Origin of the sequence: Nitrosomonas sp., assembly GCF_019635155.1 — a bacterium.
In the GTDB taxonomy this organism is placed as follows: Bacteria; Pseudomonadota; Gammaproteobacteria; order Burkholderiales; family Nitrosomonadaceae; genus Nitrosomonas.
In genome coordinates this window covers 81,466-107,788 of record NZ_JAHBZY010000010.1, presented here as the reverse complement: position 1 = coordinate 107,788, position 26,323 = coordinate 81,466, and the positions used below count along the sequence as shown (strand labels likewise).

Genomic DNA, 26,323 nt, shown 5'->3' with positions numbered 1-26,323 from the left:
ATCGCTACTTTTTTGTTGCTCATGCAGCGAGAAGCGGAATTATACAGACTCTGAAGTACTGGTCAAGATTTTTTTTCATTTATTGAAAAATATTTAAAAAATGATTAACTGGCGTGTGAATTTTGAGTTCTCTAAAAAAACCACCGCTCATACTCTAGTTGTTTAGTCCCACGGTGTGCTGGCGTAATATACAATCAGGTACTGAAGGAGGAATTATGGGACAAATTCTGCATGGAAGCGCCCGCACGACGGAGGCGGTGCGTCGCACGATACAACATAGTCAAGAGAGCCTGAATGTTCTGGCGAAGCGGTACGGTATTAATCCGAGAATCGTATCCAAGTGGCGCAAGCGTAACTTTGTCCATGATGCGCCGATGGGGCCTTCGGTCCCTACCTCCACGGTTTTGAAGCCAGAGGAGGAAGCTATGTGTGTTGCTTTTCGGCGGCATACGCTCTTGCCTCTGGACGATTGCTTGTATGCGTTGCAGTCCACGGTCCCGCATTTATCACGCCCGACCTTTCATCGCTGTTATCAACGTCACGGCATTAGCCGGTTGCCGGATGTCGAGGGTGATAAGCCTGCAAAAAAGAAATTTAAAAACTATCCGATTGGCTATTTTCATATCGATATCGCGGAAGTTCAAACGGAAGAAGGAAAGCTTTATCTATTCGTCACCATTGACCGCACATCAAAGTACGCTTACACCGAGCTGCATGAGCGTTCCACAAAGATGATCGCGGCAGATTTTTTACGTAGCTTGCTTAAAGCCGCTCCTTACACAATCCATACTGTCCTGACCGACAATGGTATCCAGTTCGCCGACCGAGTCTGCGATAAATACGCCTTCATACATATCTTTGATCGCGTCTGCGTTGAGTATGGCATCGAACACAGACTCACGAAACCAAAACATCCCTGGACGAACGGACAGGTCGAGCGCATGAATAGAACAATCAAAGAAGCGACTGTGAAACGCTATTACTATGATTCACATGATCAGTTGAAGGCTCATCTACATACTTTTGTGATGGCCTATAACTTCGCTAGACGACTAAAAACCCTCAATAGCCTCACGCCTTATGAATACATTCGCAAAATATGGACAAAAGAGCCAGAACGATTTAACGTTGACCCATCCCAGCACACCGTGGGATAAACATCTAGGTAATCTTTTAGAATCATTTTGCTGTGCCTATTGCCATATATTTCCTTAATAATAAATAAAAAACCACATCCACGGTGAGCCATAACGATCATTGAATATTAAGAGAAAAAAATCAATCAGTAGCATCACATTTAACAACTTGAATCCCAAGATCCTCAGCACGATACACAGTTACAAAACAACTCAATGATTATATACATATAAATATCAGTTCATTACGTTTAAAAAGCATATATACCATTCAAGAATTATATTGATCACCCGATTATCAAATTTAGTATAGTTTCTATTCACAAAACTCAATGCAATGTTTCTTAAACTTATTCATCATAAATACTGATATCTATGCGATTAGGAATACTTGAAGACGAACCAACTCAAATAGCCATTTATGAACTATTATTTTCTCATGGGCAGTACGAATACGAAATTTTTAGCTCCATTGCCGCGTTTCTCGATGCACTGAAAGAGAAAAAATTCGACTTGCTTGTGTTGGATTGGATGCTTCCGGATGGTACAGCGGAAGAAGTACTTAAATGGATTCGAGGAAACTACAGCTGGCATATCCCAATCATTTGTGTGACATCACGCGATAGCGAATCGGATGTTGTACATGTTTTACATATGGGTGCCGATGACTATTTTGTAAAATCAACCCGGCACTTTGAATTGCTCGCCAGAATCGAATCACTCACACGCCGCAACCGCGAAAAACAATCCTCTGTACTGCATTTCGGACCCTACGCAATCGACTGCGGCAATCAAGAAATCAATATTTCCGGAAAAAACATCGGACTTACACAAAAAGAATTCGCGCTTGCCAACTATCTATTTCACAATAAAAACAAACTATTATCAAGAATTCACTTGCTCGAAAAAATTTGGGGATTGGCAGCTGAAATTGACACACGCACGGTTGATACGCATATCAGCCGACTTCGTAACAAACTTCAGTTTACTCCGCAAAGCGAATGGGATATCCAGACTATCTACGGTTACGGCTACCGGCTGCAAAACGCCAAGGTAGCGGAAATTGCGTAAACGCTCGTGCCTCGAACAAGAGAACGGGGGCCAATGTCCCCCGTATTACATTTGAGCAGTTGAATCCCGTCAACTAAACCGCAATTGCTCTTCTGCGGCACGCCACAAATCCAAGAAAGCCAAGACCTGCTAACAGCATCGCATAAGTTTCAGGCTCCGGAATATCGGTGCGGCATTAAATGCCACTTCGCTAAGAAACACCCAAGGCCCGCTCGAGTGATAGAGACCACCAGATCATTACCGCTAAACGACAAACCGTCTGTTACGAAAGCGAATGGGGCCGACCCAACCGGATCGGCAATCGCAAAATTAGTATCGCCAGCGTTCACATTTGACGGCGCATAAACGCCGCCTGCTCCGTTGGAATCGTCAAAATGGAACGTCACGGAGGTGATATTCACCGGCGTATCCAGTGAAACGTAATCACCGGATCGAGCGTCCAGCCGACATACGGACCATTGCCGACAGGTGCCTCGGTCACAAACCAGTTGTCCGCCGTGATGACGCCATCAGTCAAGTCACCGCGCCGCCGGTTAAAGCCGCATTGCTGCAAGTTACGCAACCGCTACCATTATAGGTTTCATCCCAGTAGTTAAATTACCTCCGGCAAAGCCGGAGGCTTATTGAGTGAACGCCTCAAAGGCGTCCTAAACCATGAGCCGTCCAAGGCGGCTAAACATCTAATTTCATTTGGTCGTAGCGTTCATCTTCATGCTCTTGGTTGCGGATATAGGCCCTGACTATTCCTTCATCAAGACCGACCGTAGAAACAAAATACCCTCGAGCCCAGAAAACCTCACCCGTAAAATTCTTTACTCGACCTCCGTAGCGCCTCGCTATCGCAATTGCACTCTTCCCCTTGATGTAACCCATCACGTTCGATACCGAATATTTCGGCGAAATACTGATGCACATGTACACGTGATCCAGCATAATGTACCCCTCTACAATATTCGCTTCCTTTGTTGTGGTCCAATAGAGGCGGATATCTTGTTAAGGTAGTTGGAAGACTAATTAACGAGGTGAAAGATGAAAGAATCAGAAAAGCGAAGGGTCTATTCAGCGCAATTTAAAAAGGAAGCGGTATTACTGGTTACAGAGCACGGCTACACCATAGTGCAAGCGGCTCAAGTAGTTGACACCAGTGAGAAGAATCTGCAACGGTGGGTGAAGCAGCAAGCGCAGGAGAGAGATGGGAAATGTCTGGATGCTGATGAACGTGCAGAACTGCAACGTCTCAGAAGAGAGGTAAAAACACTGCGCATGGAGAAAGAAATCCTAAAAAAGGCGAGCGCCTTCTTTGCGCAAGAAATGAAGTGAAATATGGTTTCATTCAAGCTCGGAGAAATCATTATCCAGTAGCTATGCTTTGCAGGGTAATGAACGTGAGCAGCAGTGCTTATTATGATTGGCGCAAGAAGGGTGCAAAGCTCATCGATAGCCAAACCTGGCATCTGTGTCAGCGGATGAAAATGCACTTTACCCAATCCAGAGAAAGCATGGGCAGCCGACGCTTAATGAAGCAGTTACGCAAGGAAGGTTTTCAGGCAGGTCGACATCGAATACGTTTTCTCATGAATAAACTCGGATTAGTTGTTAAACGTAAGCGCCGGTTTGTGTTGACCACAGACAGCAAGCATTCATGCCCGATAGCACCCAATATACTGGATCGGCAGTTTAGTCCGGGATGCCCCAATCAAGTATGGGCGACTGATATTACTTACATCTGGACATTACAGGGCTGGCTATATCTGGCGGTAGTCATTGATTTGTACTCACGGCGTGTGATCGGCTGGAGTATAGACAAACAAATGAAGCAATCGCTGGTGATCCGGGCATTATTGATGGCAATTAATTTACGTAGTCCGCCTGAAGGGTTGATTCATCATTCCGATCGCGGCGGCCAGTATGCCAGCCATGCATATCAGCAGTTACTTAAACAGCATGGCATGGTCTGCTCAATGAGCAGAAAGGAAAATTGTTGGGATAATTCTCCGGTCGAGCGTTTCTTCAGTAGCTTGAAACGTGAATGGCTGACAGGAAATAGTTATCAAACCAGAGAATCTGCTATTGCCGATACTCATGCCTATATGAGTTACTATAATTCTCAGCGTATTCATACGGCGATCGGTGATGTGACACCAATAGAATTTGAAAAAGGACTTAATAAAGTGTCCGGCTTTATTTGACCACAACATGAGTCCCCCGGCTTAGCCGGGGGCTTACCTCACTGAGTTATCGGCATTCACCTTTCTGCTACCTATCGTTAATGAATCTTTCCAATCCGCTTGACTACATCCGCATCGTACTCAGTCACACTATGCACCCCGGCAATATCGGCGCGGCGGCACGGGCGATGAAAACGATGGGATTAAGCTCGCTCTATCTGATTAATCCAAAATCTTTCCCTGATAAAGAAGCGAATGCCCGTGCGGTCAGCGCCCGTGACATTCTTGAGAAAGTCAAGGTATGCTCTGAGTTGGATGAAGCATTGGACACCACTGTGCTGGTCGCTGCGATTACAGCGCGTCCGCGCGATCTTTCGCACGATGTTTTCGATGCGCGGCAGGGCGCGCGGGAATTATTGTGTTATGCCCGGCATCACCCGGTCGCTTTACTGTTTGGCGCGGAAACTTCCGGCCTGACGACCGCGGAAGTAAACAAATGCCAGATGATCATTCACATTCCTGCAAATCCGGAATTTACGTCGTTGAACCTGGCCAGCGCAGTGCAAGTCATGGCATATGAGTTGCGCATGGCGCTGATAGAAGATGCAGAACCTGCAACCCCGATTGGGTCACCAGCCAGCTTCAATGATTTGGAATTATTCTACGCGCATCTTGAGCAAGCGATGATTGCCAGTGATTTCCTCGACCCGGAAAAACCCAAATTGCTGATGCAGCGTATCCGCCGTTTGTTTTCAAAGGCGCGGCTGGAGAAAGAGGAAGTGCAAATTCTGCGCGGGATTTTGACAGCACTGGGTAAGCGCTGGTGAAATTCGGCACCCAATCGATTAATTTTCTTTGATTAATGTACCGACCCCTTGATCGGTCAAAATTTCCAGCAACAAAGCGTGTTCGACACGCCCATCGATAATGTGACAGGATTTGACGCCTTTCTTGATCGCATCCAGCGCTGAACCGATCTTCGGCAGCATGCCGCCGGAAATGGTGCCGTCGGCAAATAGTTCGTCGACACGTTGCGCGGTCAGACCGGTCAGGAGCTTGCCTTCCTTGTTCATGACACCGGGAATGTTCGACAGCAAAATCAATTTTTCCGCCTTTAGAATTTCCGCCAGCTTGCCCGCAACCAAGTCGGCGTTGATGTTGTAGGCTTCGCCTTCGCTGCCGACACCGATCGGCGCAATCACCGGGATGAAATCCTGGGTGTCAAGCAACGCGATCAACGCCGGATCGATCGATTCGATCTCGCCGACCTGGCCGATGTTGATCCACTTGCCAGCGGTTTCACGATCCGGCATCAGCATTTTCTTGGCGCGAATAAACGCACCGTCCTTGCCGGTCAAACCAACCGCTTTGCCACCGTGGCGGTTGATCAGATTGACAATGTCTTTATTGACCGAACCGCCGAGCACCATTTCGACGACATTCATGGTTTCCGCGTCAGTAACGCGCATACCTTGAATGAATTCGCCTTGCTTGCCGACGCGCTTGAGCATATCGTTGATCTGCGGTCCGCCGCCATGCACTACCACCGGATTCATGCCAACCAGTTTCAACAGCACGACATCGCGCGCGAATCCGTGCTTGAGATTTTCTTCCACCATGGCGTTGCCGCCGTATTTGATGACAATGGTTTTACCGTGGAAACGTTGAATGTACGGCAATGCTTCCGCCAGAATCTTGGCTTTTTCTTTTGCAGCGATAGAAGTTATCGACATAATTTTACTGTTATCGGTTGGTTGATTTTATTGTCGTGTGCATAAAAAAATGATTTCTTATTCACTGCGAGCGATCTGCATAAATTTTTCGTCCCGGATCAAAGCAAATATGCTGAGTTCCTTCCAAATTCGTCCCTCGCTGTCTTGATAGTGCGCCAGGATGCCGGCAGATAGTTTCTTTTTGGGTGATTTAACCGGGGTAAACTCGGACAATTTTCGGATGCCGAGCATGCTATGCACGGCAAAACCACCATAGTCTTTATTGCCTGGAAATGCCAGTAATACGCGCGATTTCAAATTAAACGGCATCGATTGATGGCCAAGATACATCGATAAATCCGTAATGCCATAGAGATTACCGCGTACATTGGCTAAACCAAGAAACCAGGATTGCGTCAGCGGAACATGCGCAAGCTTTGGCATGACAATGACTTCATTGACTTCCGTCATCGGAATCAAATAACGCTCTTCACCGGCAGTCACGCCGATAACAGCCGATGTGCTTGTTTGCTTACCGGTACTTCCTTTCTGCTTACTTTGAGCCGGATTGATTTCTTCTATGCTCATGGATTTTGATCGCCGATGACGGCGCTCTCGCCAATTGTTTATTCGTAATCGCGTTATTTTACTGTATTATCGGCCTTGAAATTTCGAATTCTATGGAGCCCAGTAAATGAAATCTTTCAATAGGAACTGGTTGTTACTTTTTCTATGTCTGCCATTGTTGTCAGGTTGTCCGATGTACACTCTGAGCACAGCTTCCGGATCAGATTCTTATATTGCCGAAGATCGAAGAACCAGTGGCATTTTCATTGAGGACGAAGGTATTGAGCTCAAAAGCTCGCGACGTATTCATCAACAATTCGGTAATAGCGTGCATATCAATGTAACCAGTTATAACCGAGTGGTTTTGTTAAGCGGCGAAGCGCCATCTGAAGAGATCAAACATAATATTGAGCGATTGGTAATGGGCGTCGATAATGTACGCCGCATTCACAATGAAATCGCCGTAGCCGGAAATACTACACTGGCTTCGCGCAGTAATGACACATTGCTGACATCCAAAGTAAAAGCGCGTTTTCTCGCAGAGCGGAAATTTCAGATTAATCACGTAAAAATCGTGACGGAAAATGGAGTGGTTTACTTAATGGGCATTGTTAAGCGTGAAGAAGCCGACAATGCCGCGAAAATCGCCAGCTCCACTTCCGGTGTCCGTAAAGTTGTGAAAGTATTCGAATACATGAATTAAGATGCATCGGTTTATCCCATGTTGCCAGCCGACCTGAGCGCGCACTTAGATCGCATATTTCCACCCGAACGTTTTTATACTGATCCGGTGGATTGCTATGCATATGCCTACGATAACAGCCGCAAGATCTTCCCACCGGATGCGGTCTTGTTTCCTTTATCAGCCGATGAGATCCGGCAAACTATCCTTCTGTGCAACCAATACCGAGTGCCATTAATTCCTCGCGGCAGAGGCACTGGCACTGCAGGTGGCTGTTTACCTGAATTCGGCGGCATTGCCCTATCGCTGGAGCGCATGATCCATATCATGGCTATCGATCCTGCAAACCGCGTTATCGTGGTGCAACCGGGTGTTTTGAATCAATCCGTGCAGGATGCGGCCAAGCCGCATGGTTTTTTCTGGCCGCCGGATCCTTCAAGCGCTGCGTTTTCAACAGTCGGTGGTAATATTGCAGCCAGTGCCGGCGGTCCGCATGCGGTTAAATATGGCACCACGCGCGAACATGTTTTAGGTTTGAAAGCCGTAACGGGGGTTGGAGATATTATTACAACCGGCTGCTACACGACTAAAGGAGTGGTCGGTTATGACTTGACTCGCCTACTTATCGGTTCCGAAGGAACGCTGGCAGTCATCACGGAAGCCACGTTGAAATTAACCGCGTTACCCAATGCTGTCACCGGCATTACTGCTCACTACCGTGATCTTTCCAGTTGTGCCGCAGCGATCGTTAGAATCATGACGCTGCCGCAATTGCCAAGTGCTCTGGAATTTTTGGATGCCGGTTCTCTCAATTTAATTCGTGGCCGCTATCCCGATATGCTGCCTGCTGACACGCATGCCATGCTAATGATTGAAGTGGATGGCTCCAGTCTTGACATAGCAGAAGCGGTAGCCGCTATTTTAGCTGCTTGTCAATCTTCCGAGTTGATTTTTGCGGGTGAGGTCGACAACATTCCAGCACTGTGGAAAGCTCGCAAAGCTTTGTCTCCATTACTTCGAGAAATCGCACCGAAAAAAATTAATGAAGATGTCGTCGTACCGGTTGATACCTTGCCTCAATTTCTGACTGGACTGACACAATTGAGTCATCACTATCAACTGCACAATGTCAATTTCGGTCATGCAGGCAATGGCAATATTCACGTCAACTTACTGATCAATCCGGATAATCCTGACGAAGTAGCGCGTGCTGAACGGTGTTTGGATGAAGTGTTTAATTTGGTGATTAAACTGCGCGGCACTTTATCCGGTGAACATGGTATTGGCAGTGAAAAGCGCGCTTTCATTACGAAAGAAATCGATGCTTCAACGCTCAATCTGATGCGCGCCATTAAACAGGTATTTGACCCGAATAATATTCTTAATCCTGGCAAATTGTTTCCTGCTCCAAATTGAAGCAAACCGCCTGTTCTTAAAAATATAAAAGCGATTGCAGTTCCACCGCTATGGAAATACTGCAACCGCAGTTTTTGTAAATTGATCAGAAAATTCTAGAAATGAAAGTAATGATCAACCAGTAATGCGACAAACAGCAATGCCAGATATAAAATCGAGTAGCGGAATGCTTCGCGAGCCAGTTTATCGCTGTAATTGCGGTAAATTTCGATGGCATAGTATAAGAAAATACCATTCAATATCAACGTGCTTACCAGATAAATCATACCGCTCATTTGGGTCACGTATGGAAGAATCGTGACGGCACATAGAATGAATGTATACAACAGCACATGCAATTTCGTAAATTGATCGCCGTGTGTCACTGGCAGCATCGGCATGCCGATAGATGCGTATTCATTTTTGCGATACAACGCCAGTGCCCAAAAATGGGGAGGCGTCCAGGCAAAAATAATCAAAAACAGCAATAATGCATCGCTTGAAATTTCTCCAGTCACCGCGGTCCACCCCAAAACTGGTGGCATGGCACCCGATGCACCGCCGATCACAATATTCTGCGGCGTCAATGGTTTTAATATCACGGTATAAATGATGGCATAGCCGACAAAAGTCCCGAGGGTCAGCCACATAGTCAGTTCATTGATCCAGTAATATAGAATGAACAATCCCAAACCACCAACGATTGACAGGAAAAACAATGTTTCAGGAACACTGACTTTTCCTTGTGGCAAAGGCCTGCCTTTCGTTCTTGCCATCACCACATCCAGTTTGTGTTCAACCAAACAATTTAAAGCGGCTGCAGCGCCTGCCACCAATGCGATGCCAATCGTCGCTAAAATTAATGTATCCAACGGTACTGCTCCGGGAACCGCTAAAAACATGCCAATTACTGCAGTAAAAACTATCAGCGATACCACACGCGGTTTGGTTAATTTATAGAATTGATTGATACGCGACGCCGTTTCTTGCCATGTCATACTGGAAGCCATATCATTAATCTCCTTATACTTTTCTTTAATCTCTTACTATTGCTATAAAATTTTTTATAGCAATGGTTATTTAATGTTCTATTTGCGAAACATGAAGTAAACGTTTCAGATCATGCCCCATTTTTGTGCCGTCAACATCCTCCGGAAATCGCATCATCAAATTTCCGATAGGATCTATCAAATAAATATGCTTTATTTGTGATTCCTTGGTTTCGATCAATTCGAGCAACTCGCTATCTTTCGCGCTTACAAAATACGTCCCTTCATATTCCTTCAATAATTCTTCACTGGGTTTCGTATTATCGTTGATTAGCCAGAGTCGTTCGATTCTATGTTTTTCTTTACCTTGTACTATCCGAACTTGCCGCATGAAGTAAAGCTTTTTCATACATGCTTCGCTGCAATGTTCAGCTGAGTCCACAGTTAATAATACCCACTTTCCATGCAAATCTTTTATTCGAAGAATGGTATTATCTAATTGATTCGTACCTTTGCCTGCAAGCTTGACGATCGGTATTAGATCACCATAATTCTTGCTTTCCGGCCTGTATTCCATGAAATACAGTGCATAAGAAACAAAAACCGGTAGGCACATCAAAATCAACAGAAGAATGAATTTACGCCTGTTGCTCTTCTTTATTTCTTCGTTTGACATTCAATACTATAAAAATGATTATTGTTGTGGCTGCAAGCGAAAACCATTGAACTGCATAACCAATGTTTTTCGATGCTCCTGAATCGGGTTTATGCCATTCTCTTATTAGTCCGTCATCATCTTTGCTTTTTTGTAAAATCAACAAAGGCTGCATTTTTAATCCGACAAATTGCTGATATTTCTCAAATGAGAAACTGCTCCAAACTTGATTCTCTATTTGTTTATCAGACAACTCAAACGTTTTGATATCTGGTGAAACAACAGTGCCTATTATTTGTACTTCGTCTTTTATTTCCATAATAGGCGGCAATATTGACCTATCGTAACCCGTAGCTATCCAACCTCTATTTATAGCTACATGTGAAGAACTATTTGAAATTCTTAGCGGCGTAATAACATGATAACCCGCTCTTCCCTGATAAGTTTTATTGTCCAGATAAATTGTCTTCTCATTAACAAATTCACCTTGTACTTCCACATCCCGATATTCATAATCTCTTAGCTTAACCATACTGGCAGGTAATAATACCGGGGGCTGCTTTGCGAATTGTTCTAACTGCTCATGTTTGGATTGCTTTTCATCCGCCCTCGATAATTGCCATAAGCCGAGATTCATAAAAATTAAGATTGCTGCTATGGTTACAATAATTGACCATAGTCTTGGTTCAAATCGATATCCTAGAATGTTCATCAATCAGCATTGCCAGTAAATTTGAACAGATTCTTTGCGAAATTCTTAGGATTCATCTATAGCAGGAAAACTCAACAGCATTGCATTTTTACTCTCGATAATGACAAATTCCAGCTTTTTCACCTTTCAATTTCCTTTAGTGCAAAAGCTGGAATTTTGTAAGAAAAACCGCTGTTATTTCGTTACATCAGGTATACGAATACAAACAACCCCAACCATACTACGTCGACAAAGTGCCAATACCATGCCACGCCTTCAAATCCGAAGTGATGCTCGGGCGAAAAGTGCCCAGCCGCACTACGGAAGTAGATAACGATCAACATAATCGTTCCAATAGTCACATGGAAACCATGAAACCCGGTTAGCATGAAAAATGTCGCACCGTATGCACCCGTTGTTAATTTGAGATTTAAATCTTGATAAGCATGAACATACTCATAAGCTTGGCAAGCAATGAACGTTGCACCTAATGCGATCGTTGCCAATAACCAGAGTTTTAAACCATCACGTCTGTTTTCTTTAAGCCTCCAATGTGCGATTGTGCAGGTTACACCGGAAGTCAATAGTAACAACGTGTTAAATGCCGGCAATCCCCAAGCTCCCATTGGAGTGAATGGATCATATTCTCCAGGACCAGCCGTCGGCCACTTTCCATCATACGATGACCAAAAACTATTCCCCAACACAGTGCTTTCTTCTGCTAACCATGGTATTGAAAGATTACGCATGTAATACAGAGCGCCGAAAAATGCGCAAAAGAACATAACTTCCGTAAAAATAAACCAACTCATTCCCCAGCGAAAAGATTTATCGACTTGCGTCCCATATTTTCCGCCTTCGCTTTCTCTCGCTACCGTTCCAAACCATCCAAAAAGCATATATATCAGAATAGCAAAACCAATTGCCAATAACCAATATCCTGTTTCTATCTTGTTCATGGTCAAAGCGGCGCCTGATCCCATAAACAAAATCGCCGTCGATCCAATGATTGGGTACGTCGATGGAGCTGGGACATAATAATGTCCTGATTCTTGACTCATTCTTCTCTCCTCTTACTTATGTTTTTAATTTCTAACTCACTATCAATCTGACAATCAGCATTACACCAAGAACGAATAGTATCGCGCCAATAATTCCACCTAAAATCACTTGAACTGGTGTTAATGTTGCAGCATCATGCTCAAGATCACTTTTTTTTCGAATTCCCATGAACGCAAACATTACAGCTTTCGCAACTTGTAAAATACTTGCTTTTGCGGGCTTATCTGTCTGCTTGCTCAAAATGTCGCCTTACTTTTTGATAACATTTACGCCTTCAGGCAATTCAAAAAAAGTATATGAAATCGTTACTGTATTAATCTCAACGGGTAAGCTGGGATCAATTACAAACTGAACTGGCATTTGCCTCGTTTCTTTTGGTTTAAGCACCTGTTTTGTAAAACAAAAACATTCCAATTTCTTCAGATGTTTTTCCAGATAGCGTGGACTATAACTTGGTATTGCTTGCCCAGCAATCTCACGATCTGAATTATTCGTAATCTCGTACATCACAGTAATTGGTTCACCGGGATGGATTCGAGCATTGGTTTGAAGTGATTTAAAACTCCAAGGTAATCCTCTTGCATTGGCATCAAACTCAACCGCCAACCAGCGCTCTTCATCCACCCAGTTATCCTTACTTAATACATCAGGATTTAACAGATTATTAATGCCGGTAACTTCGCAAAACTTTTCATAAAACGGAACTAACGCATAACCAAATGCAAACATGATCAATGTGAAAATAAACAACTTTTTCAGCATTAAAACATTAGCTTTTGGATTACTATTTATCATTCCCATTGTTTAATGATTACCGTTAAATATAACGCAACTACCGTTATTAACAAAAACAGTGCTGTTTTAACTTTTTTACGCTTCAAATCTGTTTCTTGTGACATACAAAATTCCTAATTGCTTTTATTTACTTAACAATAGGTGGTTTTTCAAAACTATGGTAAGGCGCTGGTGTTGGCAAATGCGTCCATTCCAAAGTTGTTGCGCCATCCCATGGCATTTGAGGTGCTTTTTCTCCGCTACGAATACAACTAATCATAATGTAGAGGAAAAGAAGCTGAGTTAATCCAAACCCAAATGCACCAATACTTGAAATCATGTTGAAATCAGCGAATTGCAAGTTGTAATCTGGAATTCTACGTGGCATACCCGCCAATCCCAAGAAATGCTGCACAAAGAATGTCAAATTGAAGAAGAACATTGACAACCAAAAGTGCCATTTACCCAGCGTTTCATTGTACATACGACCTGTCCATTTCGGTATCCAATAGTAAGCTCCTGCAAATAAAGCAAACAAAGAACCAGAAACAAGTACATAATGAAAGTGAGCGATTACGTAATAGGTATCTTGTACTTGAATGTCAATTGGCACAATGGCGCAAATTACACCACTGAAACCACCGATTACAAATAAGAAGATAAAGCCAATCGCAAACAACATAGGAGTTTCAAAACTCATCGAACCACGCCACATTGTGGCCGTCCAGTTAAACACTTTTACACCGGTCGGTACAGCAATCAGCATTGTCGCATACATAAAAAATAGCTGACCAACAGTTGGCATACCGGCAGTAAACATATGGTGCGCCCATACCACACACGACAAAATTGCAATTGAAGCCGTTGCATAAACCATTGAAGAATATCCAAACAATGGTTTACGTGAGAAGGTTGGAATTACTTCCGACACAATGCCAAAGGAAGGTAAAATCATGATATATACTTCTGGATGCCCAAAGAACCAGAAAATATGCTGAAACATCACAGGATCTCCACCGCCTGCCGCGTTGAAGAAGCTAGTACCAAAATGGCGATCTGTCAAAAGCATGGTTACCACACCCGCCAATACAGGCATCACCAACACAAGCAAATAAGCTGTAATCAGCCATGTCCAAACAAACATTGGCATTTTCATCAATGTCATGCCTGGAGCACGCATATTCAAAATGGTGGTAATGATATTAATCGATCCCATAATTGAAGACGCACCCAAGATGTGAACTGAGAAGATCATCAGATCAACGCCCAATCCGCCCTGTGTTGAAAGCGGGGGATAGAATGTCCAACCACCTGCAGCCGCACCACCGGGAACAAAGAATGAACTTACCAATAGCGTAGCCGCTACTGGTAGCAACCAGAAGCTCCAGTTGTTCATCCTCGCAAATGCCATATCTGGCGCACCAATCATCAATGGCACTTGCCAGTTAGCAAAACCAACAAACGCCGGCATAATGGCGCCAAACACCATTATCAAGCCATGCAGCGTCGTGAATTGATTAAATAATTCCGGTTCTAATATTTGTATGCCGGGCTGAAAAAGCTCGGCGCGAATTCCCATTGCTAGCGTTCCACCCACCAGAAACATCGCAAAACTGAACCACAAATACATCGTTCCGATATCTTTATGATTCGTTGTTGTAATCCAACGCATTATACCGCTTGGATGATGATCATCATGTTCGTGACCGTGTGCGTCACCATGTACTGCTGCCATAATTATCTCCTTTTACTTGTTTTCTAGATGCATTGATGTTTTAACCGCAGACGATTTTGCTGCCACCCATTTGCTATATTCATCCGCATCCATCACTTCCACCACAATTGGCATATACCCATGATCCTTGCCGCATAATTCCGCACATTGACCACGATAGATTCCCGGCTTATCTGCGGTAAACCATGTATCACGAATAAAACCCGGGATTGCATCTTGCTTAACCCCCAATGCCGGCACCCACCAAGCATGGAGCACATCATTTGCCGTTAAAATAACCCGCACCTTCTTACCTACAGGCACAACCACATGATTATCAACTTCCAGCAGATAGTTTTCCCCTTTCGGCGCTTTATTTTCAATTTGCGCACGCGGTGTAGATAGTTTACTAAAGAAACTAATTCCCTCTCCTTCGCCTTGCAAATAATCATATCCCCACATCCATTGATACCCAGTTGCCTTAATGGTTATATCTGGACTAGAAGTATCTTTCATCGCAATAACGGTTTTGGTCGCCGGCCACGCCATCACCACAAGAATAAGACAAGGTATGACTGTCCATATAATCTCAACAGTAGTACTATGATGAAAATTTGCTGCTTTATATCCAAGAGATTTACGATGCTTTAGCACAGAATAAAACATAACGCCAAATACACCAATAAAAATTACTAAACATATCCACATCAACACAATATGTTGATCGTAGATATCTTGCGCTATCACACTCTGCGGCTCAGGCAAATTATATTTGGACCCCACCGCCATACTTGAGTACAAAGCGAGAGCGGATACCCCCGCCAGGGTTGCTGCTGATTTACTTCTCATATTTCCCCCCACATGATTACTAATTTTACAGATTTCAGGTACGACTTAGAACGCTACAAACCTGAACGCTTATCCTGTTCAGCCAGCTTACGGAAGTCATACGCCAAAATCTTGTCTTGTTAAAACCACACCATGATTGACGATAATTTCATTTCCTTGGCCGAATTTCCTTTTTATCCGCAACTTAGATTTTATTAGTTATAGAACACTTCTACATGCTAATTAATCGAGTGGAAATTCTAGCATGCTGCAGTTACTCAAACAAGGGAAAATCATGATTTTTATAGCAATATTCCCATGTTTATAAAATGGTATTGTTACAAATGAATATAGAAAAACGATTATTTTAATTATCACAACTCAAAGAATATTCGATTTTCACACCAGCTTTATCAGAAGTGCAATAAATACGATTACCGCAAAAATAGGGATTACGAAACTCATCCAGTCGGATGATGTGCCCTTCGGGCTATTTTTGATCATATACCGCGCTGACGGCAAGAGAATAACAATAAACGCCACTAACGCCAAAGCTGAAACAATCTGCATCCAATCCATCTCAATTCCCCTCGTCAAACTATCTGACAGCGCAAAAAAAGCCCCGGTTCTACCGGGGCTTTATTCATTCCTCATTAGGATTTAGTGATTAATCATCGTTACCCATAATACCTAAAATTTGCAACAAACTGATAAAGATATTAAAAATGGTCATGTATAAACCTATCGTAGCTAACACATAATTGGTTTCACCGCCATGAATGATGCGACTCGTATCATAAAGAATAAAACCGCTCATTATCATGATAACAACCGCTGATATCATCAATGACATTGCCGGTATCTGCAAGAAGATATTAGCTACCGCCGCTAATAGTACTAGTAAAAAACCTACCATCAAAAAACCACCTAAAAAGCTAAAATCTTTTTTAGTAGCTAGCGCATAAGCGGACAACCCCATAAATATGACTCCTGTACCACCCAATGACAAAGTAATGATGTTGCCACCATTCGGTAACGAAGCATACATGGTCAGCACTGGCCCCAATCCGAATCCCAATAGACCCGTAATCAGGAAAACAATCCCGATCCCCGCCGATGAGTTTGCAAAACGCGGTAATACAAACATTGCTATCACCATACCACCAATAACTGAAATCAAATAAGTCATTGGCGGCATTTTCAGCGCCATTGATAGTGCAGCAGTCAATCCGCTGAACAGCAGAGTCAACGACAAAAGCATATAGGTATTACGCAAGACTTTATTTGTAGCAAGCACCGATGAAGAGCTTTGAGCTACTGATGAAAAATTTTGATTCATTATGAAATAGCCTCCATATAAAAAACATTCTAACGGCAAATAGGACTACTATATCCCTGATATAGTTCAAGTCATAGTATCATGAATCTTGTGGTCCTTTTATTTTAACCACTACTTGGCTACTTTCGCCAAGGCAAAATTATATACAAGAAAATATCCGTCTCGTTCGATTAGTGTAATATTTAGGCTAGCCAATCCAGAATCAAATGTTGCTTCACCAGAATAATTAATGCGTTTCTCCCCAACCAATGAAAATGCACTCATAGTTCGCGAAAAACTCAGCTCGACTATAGAGTGAAAGCGGCCAAAACTTCGATAGTAATCCATCAATTTATCTAGCTCTTTATCGGTAAGTGTTTGTTTGGTTTCCGGTGCTAAATGATGCAAGAAGGTTTGTTTTTCCCAGCCAGAAATTTCAGTGAGTATTTGTTTTATAGCTGGTTCCGCACTTTTGCTATAGTAATCTTTCTCGCGATTGGTATAGAAAAACAGCATTACAATCAAAGTTAGCAATACGGCTACGACAAAACGTAATGTATGAACTTGCATTTGAATTAATTGATTATCAGTTTAACAACTCATTATTCATTGTTTCCCCAGAAATTTCCTATCGATCCGTTGGTAGTTGGCAATGCGAAACCAAAATGCTGGAAAGCCGCTGCAGTCGCTACTCGCCCCCTTGATGTGCGTTTTAAAAAACCTTGTTGTATCAAGTAAGGCTCCAATACATCTTCAATAGTATCCCGTTCCTCACCGATCGCTGCAGCAAGATTATCCACACCCACGGGGCCACCGTTGAATTTCTCCAACACAGTCAGCAGCAATTTCCGATCCATCACATCCAAACCTATTGCATCCACATCTAACATGCTTAAAGCTGCATCCGCCAGTTCACGGGAAATATGTCCATCCGCTTTAACTTCCACATAATCACGAACCCGGCGTAACAAACGATTTACTATACGTGGAGTCCCCCGAGAGCGTCGCGCGATCTCAAATGCACCATCGAATGAAATTTTCACATTCAACAATCCGGCGGACCGTATCACTATCTTAGAAAGTTCTTCCGCGGTATAAAATTCCAAACGAGACACAATACCAAAGCGATCACGAAGCGGGTTTGTAAGCATTCCCGCCCGAGTCGTGGCACCCACCAATGTAAAAGATGGCAAATCCAATTTGACAGATCGTGCTGCGGGTCCTTCGCCAATCATAATATCCAACTGATAATCTTCCAATGCCGGATAGAGAATCTCCTCCACTACTGGCGAAAGGCGATGAATCTCATCAATAAATAATACGTCGTTGGGTTCCAGGTTAGTCAACAAAGCTGCCAAATCACCAGGACGCTCTAAAACCGGACCAGAAGTCTGCCGTAGGCTGACCCCCATCTCTTTCGAGATAATATGCGCAAGTGTCGTTTTACCAAGACCTGGCGGACCAAACAACAATACATGGTCGAGTGCTTCATGGCGTTTTTTGGCTGCTGCAATAAAAATTTGCAGCTGTTCCCGAATTTTCTCCTGACCGATGTATTCTTGCAACTGTTTAGGACGTAGTGCCCGCTCAAGAATTTCCTCCTGGGAAGAGGAAGGTGCTGCTGTAATCAGCCGGTCAACTTCAATCATTTCAAAGTTCCATTATCATTTACGCTACCTTTCTTTGGATAGCAACTGTAATGCCCGACGTATTCCATCTGTTAACGATGCTTCCGGTTGAATTTGATCAATAGCCCAATTTGCTTCTCGGTCATTGTAACCTAGTGACAATAAAGCGTTCAGCATATCACTACCATTTCTCGACGAAGATGAGATTGCTTCAGCATCGATCACTTTAGAGCTGAGCTTATCTCGCAATTCAAGTAATAACCGCTCTGCAGTTTTTTTCCCTATTCCAGGAATCTTGATTAGACGTGCACTATCTTGAGTGCCTATCGCTTGATACAAATCTTGTACACTCAATCCGGACAAGAGAGCAAGCGCTGTTCTCGCTCCAATACCGGATACCTTTATTAACTGTCGAAAAACTTGCCGTTCGGGCTCTGTTGCGAATCCAAACAGTAAATGTATATCTTCACGTATCAAAAGATGCGTATAAAGGGTAACTTCCGTGCCATTTACCGGAAGATCATAATAAGTACTCATTGGAACATCAATTTCGTAACCAATACCTCGCACATCCAACAGCACGTGCGGTGGGTGTTTTTCTATCAACACGCCAGTCAATCGCCCTATCACACTAACCGTCCCCGCTTCATACGATATCCCGTGGTTGAAATTTTTCCCAAACCCAACCCTCCATGAGCATGACACACCGCACACGCCAGAGCATCAGCAGCATCAGAACTCGGATGAGCCGTTAGATTCAGTAATCGCATAACCATTTGCTGGACTTGTTCTTTGCTAGCATGACCTTTACCGACAACTGCTTGTTTGATTTGCAAAGCTGTGTATTCCGCCACCTGTAAATTATTCGCTACAGCCGCACAAATTGCGGCACCGCGCGCTTGTCCCAGCAACAAAGTGGATTGAGGATTTAGATTGACAAAAACTTGCTCGATAGCGACGTGATCCGGCTGATACTGCTCAATCACATCACGAATATTATCTAAAATTTCTTTGAGTCTCGAAGGTAAATCACCTTCACATGTTTTAACGCTTCCACTACAGATATAAGTCAAATGGCTGCCATTTTTCTCGATCACTCCAAAACCGGTGATGCGTAAGCCTGGATCTATACCGAGAATGCGAATTTTTTCACCTATTCAAAATAAAAACTAATCCTGATTAATCAATGCGGTAGTATAAACATTCTGAACATCATCAAGATTCTCTAAAGCATCTAACAATTTCTGCATTTTTACCGCATCCTCGCCAGCTAACAATGCCTCGCTACTAGGCTTCATAGTAACCTCTGCATGCTCGGCTTTAAACTCCGCTTTCTCCAATGCTTGTTTCACATTGATAAATTCATACGGAGCAGTAATCACTTCAATACTGCCGTCATCGTTGCTGATTACGTCTTCCGCACCGCCATCAAGCGCTGCATCGATAAGCTTTTCTTCATCGGTTCCAGGTGCAAAAATCAGCTGACCGCAATGTTTGAATAAAAAACTGACGGAACCATCGGTTCCAAGATTTCCACCAAATTTGGTAAATGCATGACGAACATCTGCAACCGTACGAACACGATTATCCGTCATGCAATCAACCATAACGGCAGCACCGTTTATGCCATACCCTTCATAGCGAATTTCTTCATAATCGACTCCATCAAGAGCTCCGCTGCCGCGTTTAATCGCTCGTTCGATATTATCCTTTGGCATATTTTGATCATACGCTTTATCAACTGCTAATCGCAGCCGGGGATTACTATCCAGATCCGCCCCCCCCATCCTAGCAGCCACCGTTATCTCTTTGATGAGCCGCGTAAACACTTTACCGCGTTTAGCATCTTGCGCTGCTTTCTTGTGTTTGATGTTAGCCCATTTACTATGACCAGCCATTAATTAGTATCCTTAAATTGTAGATCGCTTATTAGCAAAAACACTCAAATCGGAAGCAATTATTGTTCAGCACGAACCTCTTCAATCATTGAATTCCGCCTTTTCCAAAATAACATATTGCTAAAAACCCGAATGATCACCATTCCGAATCGCTGTTAACTCATACTTTGCAAACTTACTAGCAAGGCATTTAATCTTTTTTCATCATCTTACTCACAATTTCAAACACAGTAAATTTGAACAATTTCACGATTATATTTTATTTCTTTTTTTCTGGACGCCTCCAGTTTGCAATACTGACTTGTTTTGACCTTGATAGTGTTAGTTGATTTTCCGGCGTCTCTTTGGTGATTGTTGATCCGGCCCCGATCGTTGATCCTCTGGCAATTTTTACGGGGGCGATTAATTGCGTATCCGATCCAATAAATACATCATCTTCGATTACTGTACGATACTTGTTGACCCCATCATAGTTACAAGTGATTGTTCCAGCACCAATGTTAACATGCTGACCAATCGTGGAATCTCCGATATAACTTAAATGGTTGGCTTTACTATATGGACCGATTTGACTATTTTTTACTTCAACGAAATTTCCAATATGAACTTGGCTCGCAAGTTTTGTCCCTGGTCGGATTCTTGCATAAGGGCCAATTTTACAAGCCTCTTCAATTTCTGCATCTTCAATCATGCAAAAAGGCTGAATAATGACGCCAGAAGCAACTCTGACGTTCCTTAGAACGCAATGCGCACCTATCTGCACTGAGTTACCCAATGTTACTGTACCTTCAAATATGCAATTAATATCAATTGAAACATCAGATCCGCAATTTAAGTCCCCACGAACATCAATACGTTCCGGGTCCATCAACCTAACGCCTTTTTCCATTAATTCTCTGGAATAATTTTCTTGATAAATGCGCTCAAGCTTGGCAAGTTGAGTCTTGCTGTTAACACCCAAAACTTCCCAATAATTATCTGCCTGAATCGTTTTAACTTCGACGCCATCTCTCACAGCTAAAGCAATGATATCCGTCAGATAATATTCGCGCTGGGAATTATTATTGCTGATTTCTGGTAACCATGAATGTAAACGAACATTTGGTATCATCATGATACCCGTATTGATTTCGCATATTTTCTGCTGATCCACCGTCGCATCTTTTTGCTCAACGATCGCTGCCACTTCTCCGGTCTCAAAATCTCTAATAATTCTTCCATAGCCAAACGGATTATCAAAAACGGCTGTTAACAGCGAACAATACTTACCCGCAGAGACAGTCATTAATTTTTGCAAAGTACCTTGGCTGATTAATGGAACATCGCCATACAAAACCAATGTAACACCATTCGCGTCCAACTGAGGTAATGCTTGTAATAACGCATGTCCAGTTCCCAATTGCTGGTCCTGGAGAATCCAATTCACATCTTCTGCAAGCATTGAATGCTTCACTTGTGCCGCACCGTGACCAATAACTATACAAATTTTATCTGGCATCAATGATCGCCCTCTATCGACCACGTGCTGAAGTAAAGATCGGCCGGCAATTTCATGCAATACTTTCGGTAACATCGAATGCATTCGTTTTCCCGCACCGGCTGCGAGAATCACAACATTCACTTTTTTTTCTTCTGTATGCATCTTGATTAAAATTGCGCTTGGTGGTTTGAATTTATTCGTTTAATTATTACAAATTCATTCAATAGATACAAAAAAAGGCGACCATTGTCGCCTTTTTTATTGAATCAGAAATTTTTTAATGCTTACGTTTCCTTAATTTATCAATTGCGGCTAATTGCGCCATTGCTTCCATCAACTCGGCCTGCGCTTTTGCATAGTCCAATTCGGATTCACGATTCTTCATTGCTTCTTCAGCTGCTCTTTTAGCTTCAATTGCTTTAGCTTCGTCAAGATCGTGACTTCTAACCGCCGTGTCAGCGAGAATTGTTACCACATCCGGCTGAACTTCAAGCACGCCTCCAGATACATATACCAATTCCTCATCTTTTAGCTGAGCTTTGATGCGAACCATACCTGAGTTAATTCTTGTCAATAGAGGCGTATGCCGTGGATAAATACCCACTTCCCCCATCTGAGCTGGTGCGACCAAAAATTCAACAGGTCCAGAATATATCGATTCTTCCGCACTAACAATATCTAGATGAAAAACAGTTCCCATTATTTCGCTCAAAAATTATTGAAGTGTTTTAGCTTTCTCGACTGCTTCTTCGATACTGCCTACCATATAAAAAGCTTGTTCGGGTAAATCATCATATTCACCCTCAACAATGCCTTTAAAACCTTTAATCGTATCTTTCAATGATACATATTTTCCTGGTGATCCCGTAAATACTTCCGCCACGTTAAATGGTTGCGATAAGAAACGTTGAATTTTCCGAGCCCTGCTAACTGTAAGCTTGTCCTCGGCAGACAATTCATCCATGCCTAGAATCGCAATAATATCCCGCAATTCTTTATAACGTTGTAATGTTTGTTGAACAGATCGAGCGGTATTATAATGCTCTTCACCCACCACTTGCGGATCCAGCTGCCGTGACGTTGAATCAAGAGGATCGACCGCTGGATAAATACCCAAAGATGCGATATCGCGCGATAACACCACAGTTGCATCCAAATGTCCAAATGTTGTTGCTGGTGAAGGATCCGTTAAATCATCGGCTGGCACATATACTGCCTGTATTGATGTAATGGAGCCTGTTTTAGTTGATGTTATTCGTTCTTGCAAACGCCCCATCTCTTCCGCCAATGTCGGCTGATAGCCAACCGCTGAAGGCATACGACCGAGCAATGCCGATACTTCCGTACCCGCCAAGGTATAGCGATATATATTATCCACGAAGAACAAAACATCGCGCCCTTCATCACGGAATGCTTCAGCCATTGTTAAACCCGTCAAAGCCACACGTAAACGATTCCCGGGCGGTTCATTCATTTGACCATATACCAATGCGACTTTATCAAGTACTTTTGAATCTTTCATTTCATGATAAAAATCATTACCCTCACGTGTGCGCTCGCCAACGCCTGCGAATACCGAATAGCCACTGTGCTCAATTGCAATATTACGGATTAATTCCATCATGTTGACAGTCTTGCCAACACCCGCACCCCCAAACAAGCCAACTTTACCACCCTTAGCAAACGGACATATGAGATCAATTACTTTGATGCCTGTTTCTAATAATTCCGTAGAAGCTGAGAGTTCATCAAACGCTGGTGCCTCACGGTGTATCGACATTTTCTGCTCTGCACCGATATCACCCATTTCATCTATAGGGCGTCCCAAAACATCCATAATACGCCCCAATGTCTTGGCGCCCACTGGTACTGTAATTTGCTTACCAGTATTATCGACCATCATTCCGCGACGCAAACCATCGGAAGAACCGAGTGCGATTGTTCTCACCACACCATCGCCTAATTGCTGCTGCACCTCAAGCGTTAGCTCTGATCCTTCCATTACCAATGCATCGTATACGTTCGGAAGAGAATCGCGTGGAAATTCCACATCTATTACCGCACCAATGCACTGTACAATTTTTCCTTGGCTCATTGTTGTTCCCTAAACTAATACAAAAATTATTTTAAACGGCTGCAGCGCCCCCGACAATTTCGGACAATTCTTTGGTAATTGCTGCTTGTCGAGACTTGTTATAAATTAAAGTTAATTCATCAATGACATTACCGGCATTGTCTGACGCTGCTTTCATAGCCACCATTCTTGCTGATTGCTCTGATGCCATATTTTCTGCAACAGCCTGATAAATCAATGCCTCGACATAGCGAATCATGACATCATCAATCACAGGTTTCGCTTCAGGCTCATAGATGTAATCCCACGAGGTATTCGGTCTTTCATTCGCCGATTCCACACCCTGGATGCGCTCATCTGTCAATGGCAGTAACTGCTCCATTACTGGCTCTTGCTTCATTGTGTTGATGAAGCGATTGTAAAAAATAAACACTCGGTCAAAGCGATCTTGTGTGTATCCATCCAACACAACCTTTACTGCTCCAATGAGCTTTGCAATATCGGGAGTATCTCCAAGTGCAATGACTTGTGAAATCACATTTGCACCTATGCGACTCATGAAACCTAGGCCTTTATTGCCTATGCAGCAAACTTCAAGCTGCTCGCCCTCAGCTTCCCAGCGTTTCATTTGATTCAAGGCTTTTCGTAGCACATTTGTATTCAAACCACCGCATAAGCCTTTGTCAGATGTAACAATAACAATTCCAACGCGCTTAACCGTATCGCGTTCTATTAGGAAAGGATGGCGATATTCAGTATTCGCTCGACTCATATGTGCAGCGACATTGCGAATCTTCTCACCATATGGTCGCGCTTTTTTCATGCGATCTTGAGCTTTCCGCATTTTTGACGCCGCCACCATCTCCATAGCGCGCGTAATTTTCTGCGTATTTTTTACGCTCTTTATTTTATTTCGTATTTCTCTGCTGCCAGCCATCGCTAATAGGTTCCACTTTGCTTAAATTCTTGAATCGCCGATGCCAATTCTTTATCTGTTTCAGCATCCAGTTCTTTATTGTTCTCGATTTTATCAAGGATTGCACCATGCTGAGCCTTGATATAGCTCTTCAACGCAGCCTCAAAAGCCAAAGCACGATTCACTTCGACATCATCATAATAGCCATTGTTGATGGCAAATAATGTCAACGCCATTTCCGACACACTAAGAGTTGCGTATTGGGGTTGCTTCATCAGCTCAGTCGCCATTTTCCCGCGCTCTAGCTGCTTGCGTGTTGCTTCATCCAAATCCGATGCGAATTGTGCAAATGCCGCCAGTTCACGATATTGCGCCAAAGCTAAACGTATACCACCACCAAGCTTTTTAATGACTTTCGTTTGCGCCGCACCGCCTACCCGTGAGACGGATACACCCGCATTGATTGCAGGGCGAATACCAGCATTGAATAAATCCGTTTCAAGGAAGATCTGTCCGTCAGTAATTGAAATGACATTTGTCGGAACGAAAGCTGTAACGTCACCTGCTTGCGTTTCAATAATCGGCAATGCCGTTAACGAACCTGTTTTTCCTTTCACTTGACCATTCGTTTCTTTTTCTACATAAGCCGCGCTTACTCTAGCTGCTCTTTCAAGTAAACGAGAATGAAGATAAAACACATCACCAGGGTAAGCTTCCCGTCCCGGCGGGCGTCTCAACAGCAAAGAAATTTGACGATACGCCCATGCTTGCTTGGTCAAATCGTCATATATAATGAGTGCATCCTGTCCTCTATCGCGGAAATACTCCCCCATCGTACAACCTGAATATGGAGCAATAAATTGCATTGCAGCAGATTCCGATGCTGTCGCTGCGACTACAATGGTATATTCCATTGCTCCTCGCTCTTCTAGTTTACGCACTACGTTGGCAATTGAAGATGCTTTCTGGCCTACCGCAACATAGATGCAAAGCATATTTTGACCTTTCTGATTCAAAATCGCATCAATCGCTACCGCAGTTTTACCAGTTTGCCGATCGCCAATAATTAGTTCACGTTGCCCACGTCCCACCGGCACCATCGAATCCACGGATTTCAAACCGGTTTGTACCGGTTGATCTACCGATTGCCTCCAAATCACACCAGGAGCAATTTTTTCAATTGGTTCCGATCTTGCCGCTGTAATTGGACCTTTGCCATCAATGGGCTGTCCCAATGCGTTCACAACCCTACCCAGCAAACCTTCGCCAACCGGAACTTCCAAGATCCGTCCTGTACATTTTACAGTGTCGCCTTCCCGGAGATGTTCGTACGTACCCAGAATAACAGCACCCACAGAGTCTCTTTCTAGATTCAAAGCCAATCCGAAAGTATTATTCGGAAATTCTAACATCTCACCCTGCATCACATCCGATAAACCGTGAATGCGAACAATTCCATCTGTTACTGAAACTATGGTTCCTTGCGTTCTAACTTCTGCTGTATCTGTTAGTCCTTCTATCCTTTTTTTAATCAATTCACTGATTTCGGATGGATTTAACTGCAT

At 43.4% G+C, this 26,323-nt stretch carries 29 protein-coding genes and 3 pseudogenes; 7 read left to right on the top strand and 25 right to left on the bottom strand.

Translation table 11 applies throughout. The features are described 5' to 3' along the window. Nucleotides 1-215 precede the first annotated feature (215 nt). Nucleotides 216-1,157, top strand: coding sequence for an IS481 family transposase (locus KF839_RS08840; RefSeq protein ID WP_292917472.1), 942 nt, complete (start codon nt 216-218; stop codon nt 1,155-1,157). A gap of 354 nt (nt 1,158-1,511) precedes the next feature. Continuing rightward, nucleotides 1,512-2,207, top strand: a complete 696-nt coding sequence (locus tag KF839_RS08835) for a response regulator transcription factor (RefSeq protein WP_292917471.1) — start codon at nt 1,512-1,514, stop codon at nt 2,205-2,207. Nucleotides 2,208-2,280: 73 nt separating this feature from the next. Here the strand turns inward: KF839_RS08835 and KF839_RS08830 are convergent, their stop codons facing one another. Together KF839_RS08830 and KF839_RS08825 are read right to left on the bottom strand one after the other, a co-directional pair. Further along, on the bottom strand, nt 2,281-2,346 hold the full coding sequence (locus KF839_RS08830) for a hypothetical protein (RefSeq protein ID WP_323802058.1): 66 nt from the start codon (nt 2,344-2,346) through the stop codon (nt 2,281-2,283). Between the two features lie 10 nt (nt 2,347-2,356). Further along, complete coding sequence (locus KF839_RS08825) at nt 2,357-2,608, bottom strand: hypothetical protein (RefSeq protein WP_292917470.1); 252 nt, start codon at nt 2,606-2,608, stop codon at nt 2,357-2,359. A gap of 11 nt (nt 2,609-2,619) precedes the next feature. On the opposite strand from KF839_RS08825, the gene KF839_RS08820 reads away from it, so the two are divergent. Further along, entirely contained in the window at nt 2,620-2,784 is a 165-nt protein-coding gene (locus KF839_RS08820; protein WP_292917469.1) for a hypothetical protein, read from the top strand. Nucleotides 2,785-2,879: 95 nt separating this feature from the next. On the opposite strand, the pseudogene tnpA reads toward KF839_RS08820, so the two are convergent. Then, a pseudogene (gene tnpA / locus KF839_RS08815) lies at nt 2,880-3,170 on the bottom strand (IS200/IS605 family transposase); the annotation flags it as partial. A 66-nt stretch (nt 3,171-3,236) separates the two neighbouring features. Between tnpA and KF839_RS08810 the strand changes: the two are divergent. Continuing rightward, a pseudogene (locus KF839_RS08810) lies at nt 3,237-4,396 on the top strand (IS3 family transposase). Between the two features lie 80 nt (nt 4,397-4,476). Continuing rightward, complete coding sequence (locus KF839_RS08805; RefSeq protein ID WP_292917468.1) at nt 4,477-5,202, top strand: RNA methyltransferase; 726 nt, start codon at nt 4,477-4,479, stop codon at nt 5,200-5,202. Nucleotides 5,203-5,220: 18 nt separating this feature from the next. Here the strand turns inward: KF839_RS08805 and argB are convergent, their stop codons facing one another. Then, complete coding sequence (gene argB / locus KF839_RS08800) at nt 5,221-6,108, bottom strand: acetylglutamate kinase (protein WP_292917467.1); 888 nt, start codon at nt 6,106-6,108, stop codon at nt 5,221-5,223. A 57-nt stretch (nt 6,109-6,165) separates the two neighbouring features. Continuing rightward, entirely contained in the window at nt 6,166-6,675 is a 510-nt protein-coding gene (locus tag KF839_RS08795) for a chemotaxis protein CheW (RefSeq protein ID WP_292917466.1), read from the bottom strand. 106 nt (nt 6,676-6,781) lie between these two features. On the opposite strand from KF839_RS08795, the gene KF839_RS08790 reads away from it, so the two are divergent. Together KF839_RS08790 and KF839_RS08785 are read left to right on the top strand one after the other, a co-directional pair. Next, nucleotides 6,782-7,357, top strand: coding sequence for a BON domain-containing protein (locus KF839_RS08790; protein WP_292917465.1), 576 nt, complete (start codon nt 6,782-6,784; stop codon nt 7,355-7,357). 18 nt (nt 7,358-7,375) lie between these two features. Next, nucleotides 7,376-8,752, top strand: a complete 1,377-nt coding sequence (locus KF839_RS08785; protein ID WP_292917464.1) for an FAD-binding oxidoreductase — start codon at nt 7,376-7,378, stop codon at nt 8,750-8,752. Nucleotides 8,753-8,847: 95 nt separating this feature from the next. Here the strand turns inward: KF839_RS08785 and cyoE are convergent, their stop codons facing one another. The 20 genes and pseudogenes from cyoE to atpA all read right to left on the bottom strand — a co-directional run bounded on the left by cyoE (nt 8,848) and on the right by atpA (nt 26,323). Beyond that, nucleotides 8,848-9,741: a heme o synthase gene (gene cyoE / locus KF839_RS08780; protein WP_292917463.1), complete on the bottom strand. Its 894-nt coding sequence runs from the start codon at nt 9,739-9,741 to the stop codon at nt 8,848-8,850. A 70-nt stretch (nt 9,742-9,811) separates the two neighbouring features. Further along, nucleotides 9,812-10,396: an SCO family protein gene (locus KF839_RS08775; RefSeq protein WP_292917462.1), complete on the bottom strand. Its 585-nt coding sequence runs from the start codon at nt 10,394-10,396 to the stop codon at nt 9,812-9,814. Beyond that, nucleotides 10,359-11,087 (bottom strand): SURF1 family protein, encoded by a 729-nt coding sequence (locus KF839_RS08770; RefSeq protein WP_292917461.1) that lies wholly within the window; start codon nt 11,085-11,087, stop codon nt 10,359-10,361. The genes KF839_RS08775 and KF839_RS08770 overlap by 38 nt, the downstream gene beginning before the upstream one ends. A 182-nt stretch (nt 11,088-11,269) precedes the next feature. Next, nucleotides 11,270-12,127, bottom strand: a complete 858-nt coding sequence (locus KF839_RS08765; protein WP_292917460.1) for a cytochrome c oxidase subunit 3 — start codon at nt 12,125-12,127, stop codon at nt 11,270-11,272. Nucleotides 12,128-12,158: 31 nt separating this feature from the next. After that, the gene (locus KF839_RS08760; protein WP_292917459.1) at nt 12,159-12,368 is read right to left on the bottom strand and encodes a DUF2970 domain-containing protein; all 210 of its coding nucleotides are present in this window, start codon (nt 12,366-12,368) and stop codon (nt 12,159-12,161) included. A gap of 9 nt (nt 12,369-12,377) precedes the next feature. Further along, the gene (locus KF839_RS08755) at nt 12,378-12,929 is read right to left on the bottom strand and encodes a cytochrome c oxidase assembly protein (protein ID WP_416362359.1); all 552 of its coding nucleotides are present in this window, start codon (nt 12,927-12,929) and stop codon (nt 12,378-12,380) included. Nucleotides 12,930-13,050: 121 nt separating this feature from the next. After that, nucleotides 13,051-14,637 carry a cytochrome c oxidase subunit I gene (ctaD, locus tag KF839_RS08750; protein WP_292917458.1) on the bottom strand — a complete coding sequence of 529 codons (1,587 nt, stop codon included), beginning with the start codon at nt 14,635-14,637 and terminating at the stop codon, nt 13,051-13,053. A 15-nt stretch (nt 14,638-14,652) separates the two neighbouring features. Beyond that, nucleotides 14,653-15,405, bottom strand: a pseudogene (gene coxB, locus KF839_RS08745) (cytochrome c oxidase subunit II); the annotation flags it as partial. A gap of 438 nt (nt 15,406-15,843) precedes the next feature. Then, the gene (locus tag KF839_RS08740; protein ID WP_292917457.1) at nt 15,844-16,023 is read right to left on the bottom strand and encodes a hypothetical protein; all 180 of its coding nucleotides are present in this window, start codon (nt 16,021-16,023) and stop codon (nt 15,844-15,846) included. A gap of 88 nt (nt 16,024-16,111) precedes the next feature. After that, complete coding sequence (locus KF839_RS08735) at nt 16,112-16,783, bottom strand: Bax inhibitor-1/YccA family protein (RefSeq protein WP_292917456.1); 672 nt, start codon at nt 16,781-16,783, stop codon at nt 16,112-16,114. Nucleotides 16,784-16,894: 111 nt separating this feature from the next. Beyond that, nucleotides 16,895-17,332 carry a hypothetical protein gene (locus KF839_RS08730; RefSeq protein WP_292917455.1) on the bottom strand — a complete coding sequence of 146 codons (438 nt, stop codon included), beginning with the start codon at nt 17,330-17,332 and terminating at the stop codon, nt 16,895-16,897. Nucleotides 17,333-17,364: 32 nt separating this feature from the next. Next, nucleotides 17,365-18,411, bottom strand: a complete 1,047-nt coding sequence (gene ruvB, locus KF839_RS08725; RefSeq protein WP_292917454.1) for a Holliday junction branch migration DNA helicase RuvB — start codon at nt 18,409-18,411, stop codon at nt 17,365-17,367. A gap of 24 nt (nt 18,412-18,435) precedes the next feature. Beyond that, nucleotides 18,436-19,020: a Holliday junction branch migration protein RuvA gene (gene ruvA / locus KF839_RS08720; protein WP_292917453.1), complete on the bottom strand. Its 585-nt coding sequence runs from the start codon at nt 19,018-19,020 to the stop codon at nt 18,436-18,438. Next, the gene (ruvC, locus tag KF839_RS08715; protein ID WP_292917476.1) at nt 19,017-19,535 is read right to left on the bottom strand and encodes a crossover junction endodeoxyribonuclease RuvC; all 519 of its coding nucleotides are present in this window, start codon (nt 19,533-19,535) and stop codon (nt 19,017-19,019) included. Before ruvC ends, ruvA begins: the two co-directional genes overlap by 4 nt. Before the next feature lie 24 nt (nt 19,536-19,559). Next, on the bottom strand, nt 19,560-20,288 hold the full coding sequence (locus KF839_RS08710) for a YebC/PmpR family DNA-binding transcriptional regulator (protein ID WP_292917452.1): 729 nt from the start codon (nt 20,286-20,288) through the stop codon (nt 19,560-19,562). Between the two features lie 259 nt (nt 20,289-20,547). After that, the gene (glmU, locus tag KF839_RS08705; RefSeq protein WP_292917451.1) at nt 20,548-21,930 is read right to left on the bottom strand and encodes a bifunctional UDP-N-acetylglucosamine diphosphorylase/glucosamine-1-phosphate N-acetyltransferase GlmU; all 1,383 of its coding nucleotides are present in this window, start codon (nt 21,928-21,930) and stop codon (nt 20,548-20,550) included. A gap of 115 nt (nt 21,931-22,045) precedes the next feature. Further along, complete coding sequence (locus KF839_RS08700) at nt 22,046-22,468, bottom strand: F0F1 ATP synthase subunit epsilon (protein WP_292917450.1); 423 nt, start codon at nt 22,466-22,468, stop codon at nt 22,046-22,048. A 15-nt stretch (nt 22,469-22,483) separates the two neighbouring features. Next, entirely contained in the window at nt 22,484-23,863 is a 1,380-nt protein-coding gene (atpD, locus tag KF839_RS08695) for a F0F1 ATP synthase subunit beta (protein WP_292917449.1), read from the bottom strand. Between the two features lie 31 nt (nt 23,864-23,894). Beyond that, complete coding sequence (gene atpG / locus KF839_RS08690) at nt 23,895-24,779, bottom strand: F0F1 ATP synthase subunit gamma (RefSeq protein WP_292917448.1); 885 nt, start codon at nt 24,777-24,779, stop codon at nt 23,895-23,897. A gap of 2 nt (nt 24,780-24,781) precedes the next feature. Then, nucleotides 24,782-26,323, bottom strand: a complete 1,542-nt coding sequence (gene atpA / locus KF839_RS08685) for a F0F1 ATP synthase subunit alpha (protein ID WP_292917447.1) — start codon at nt 26,321-26,323, stop codon at nt 24,782-24,784.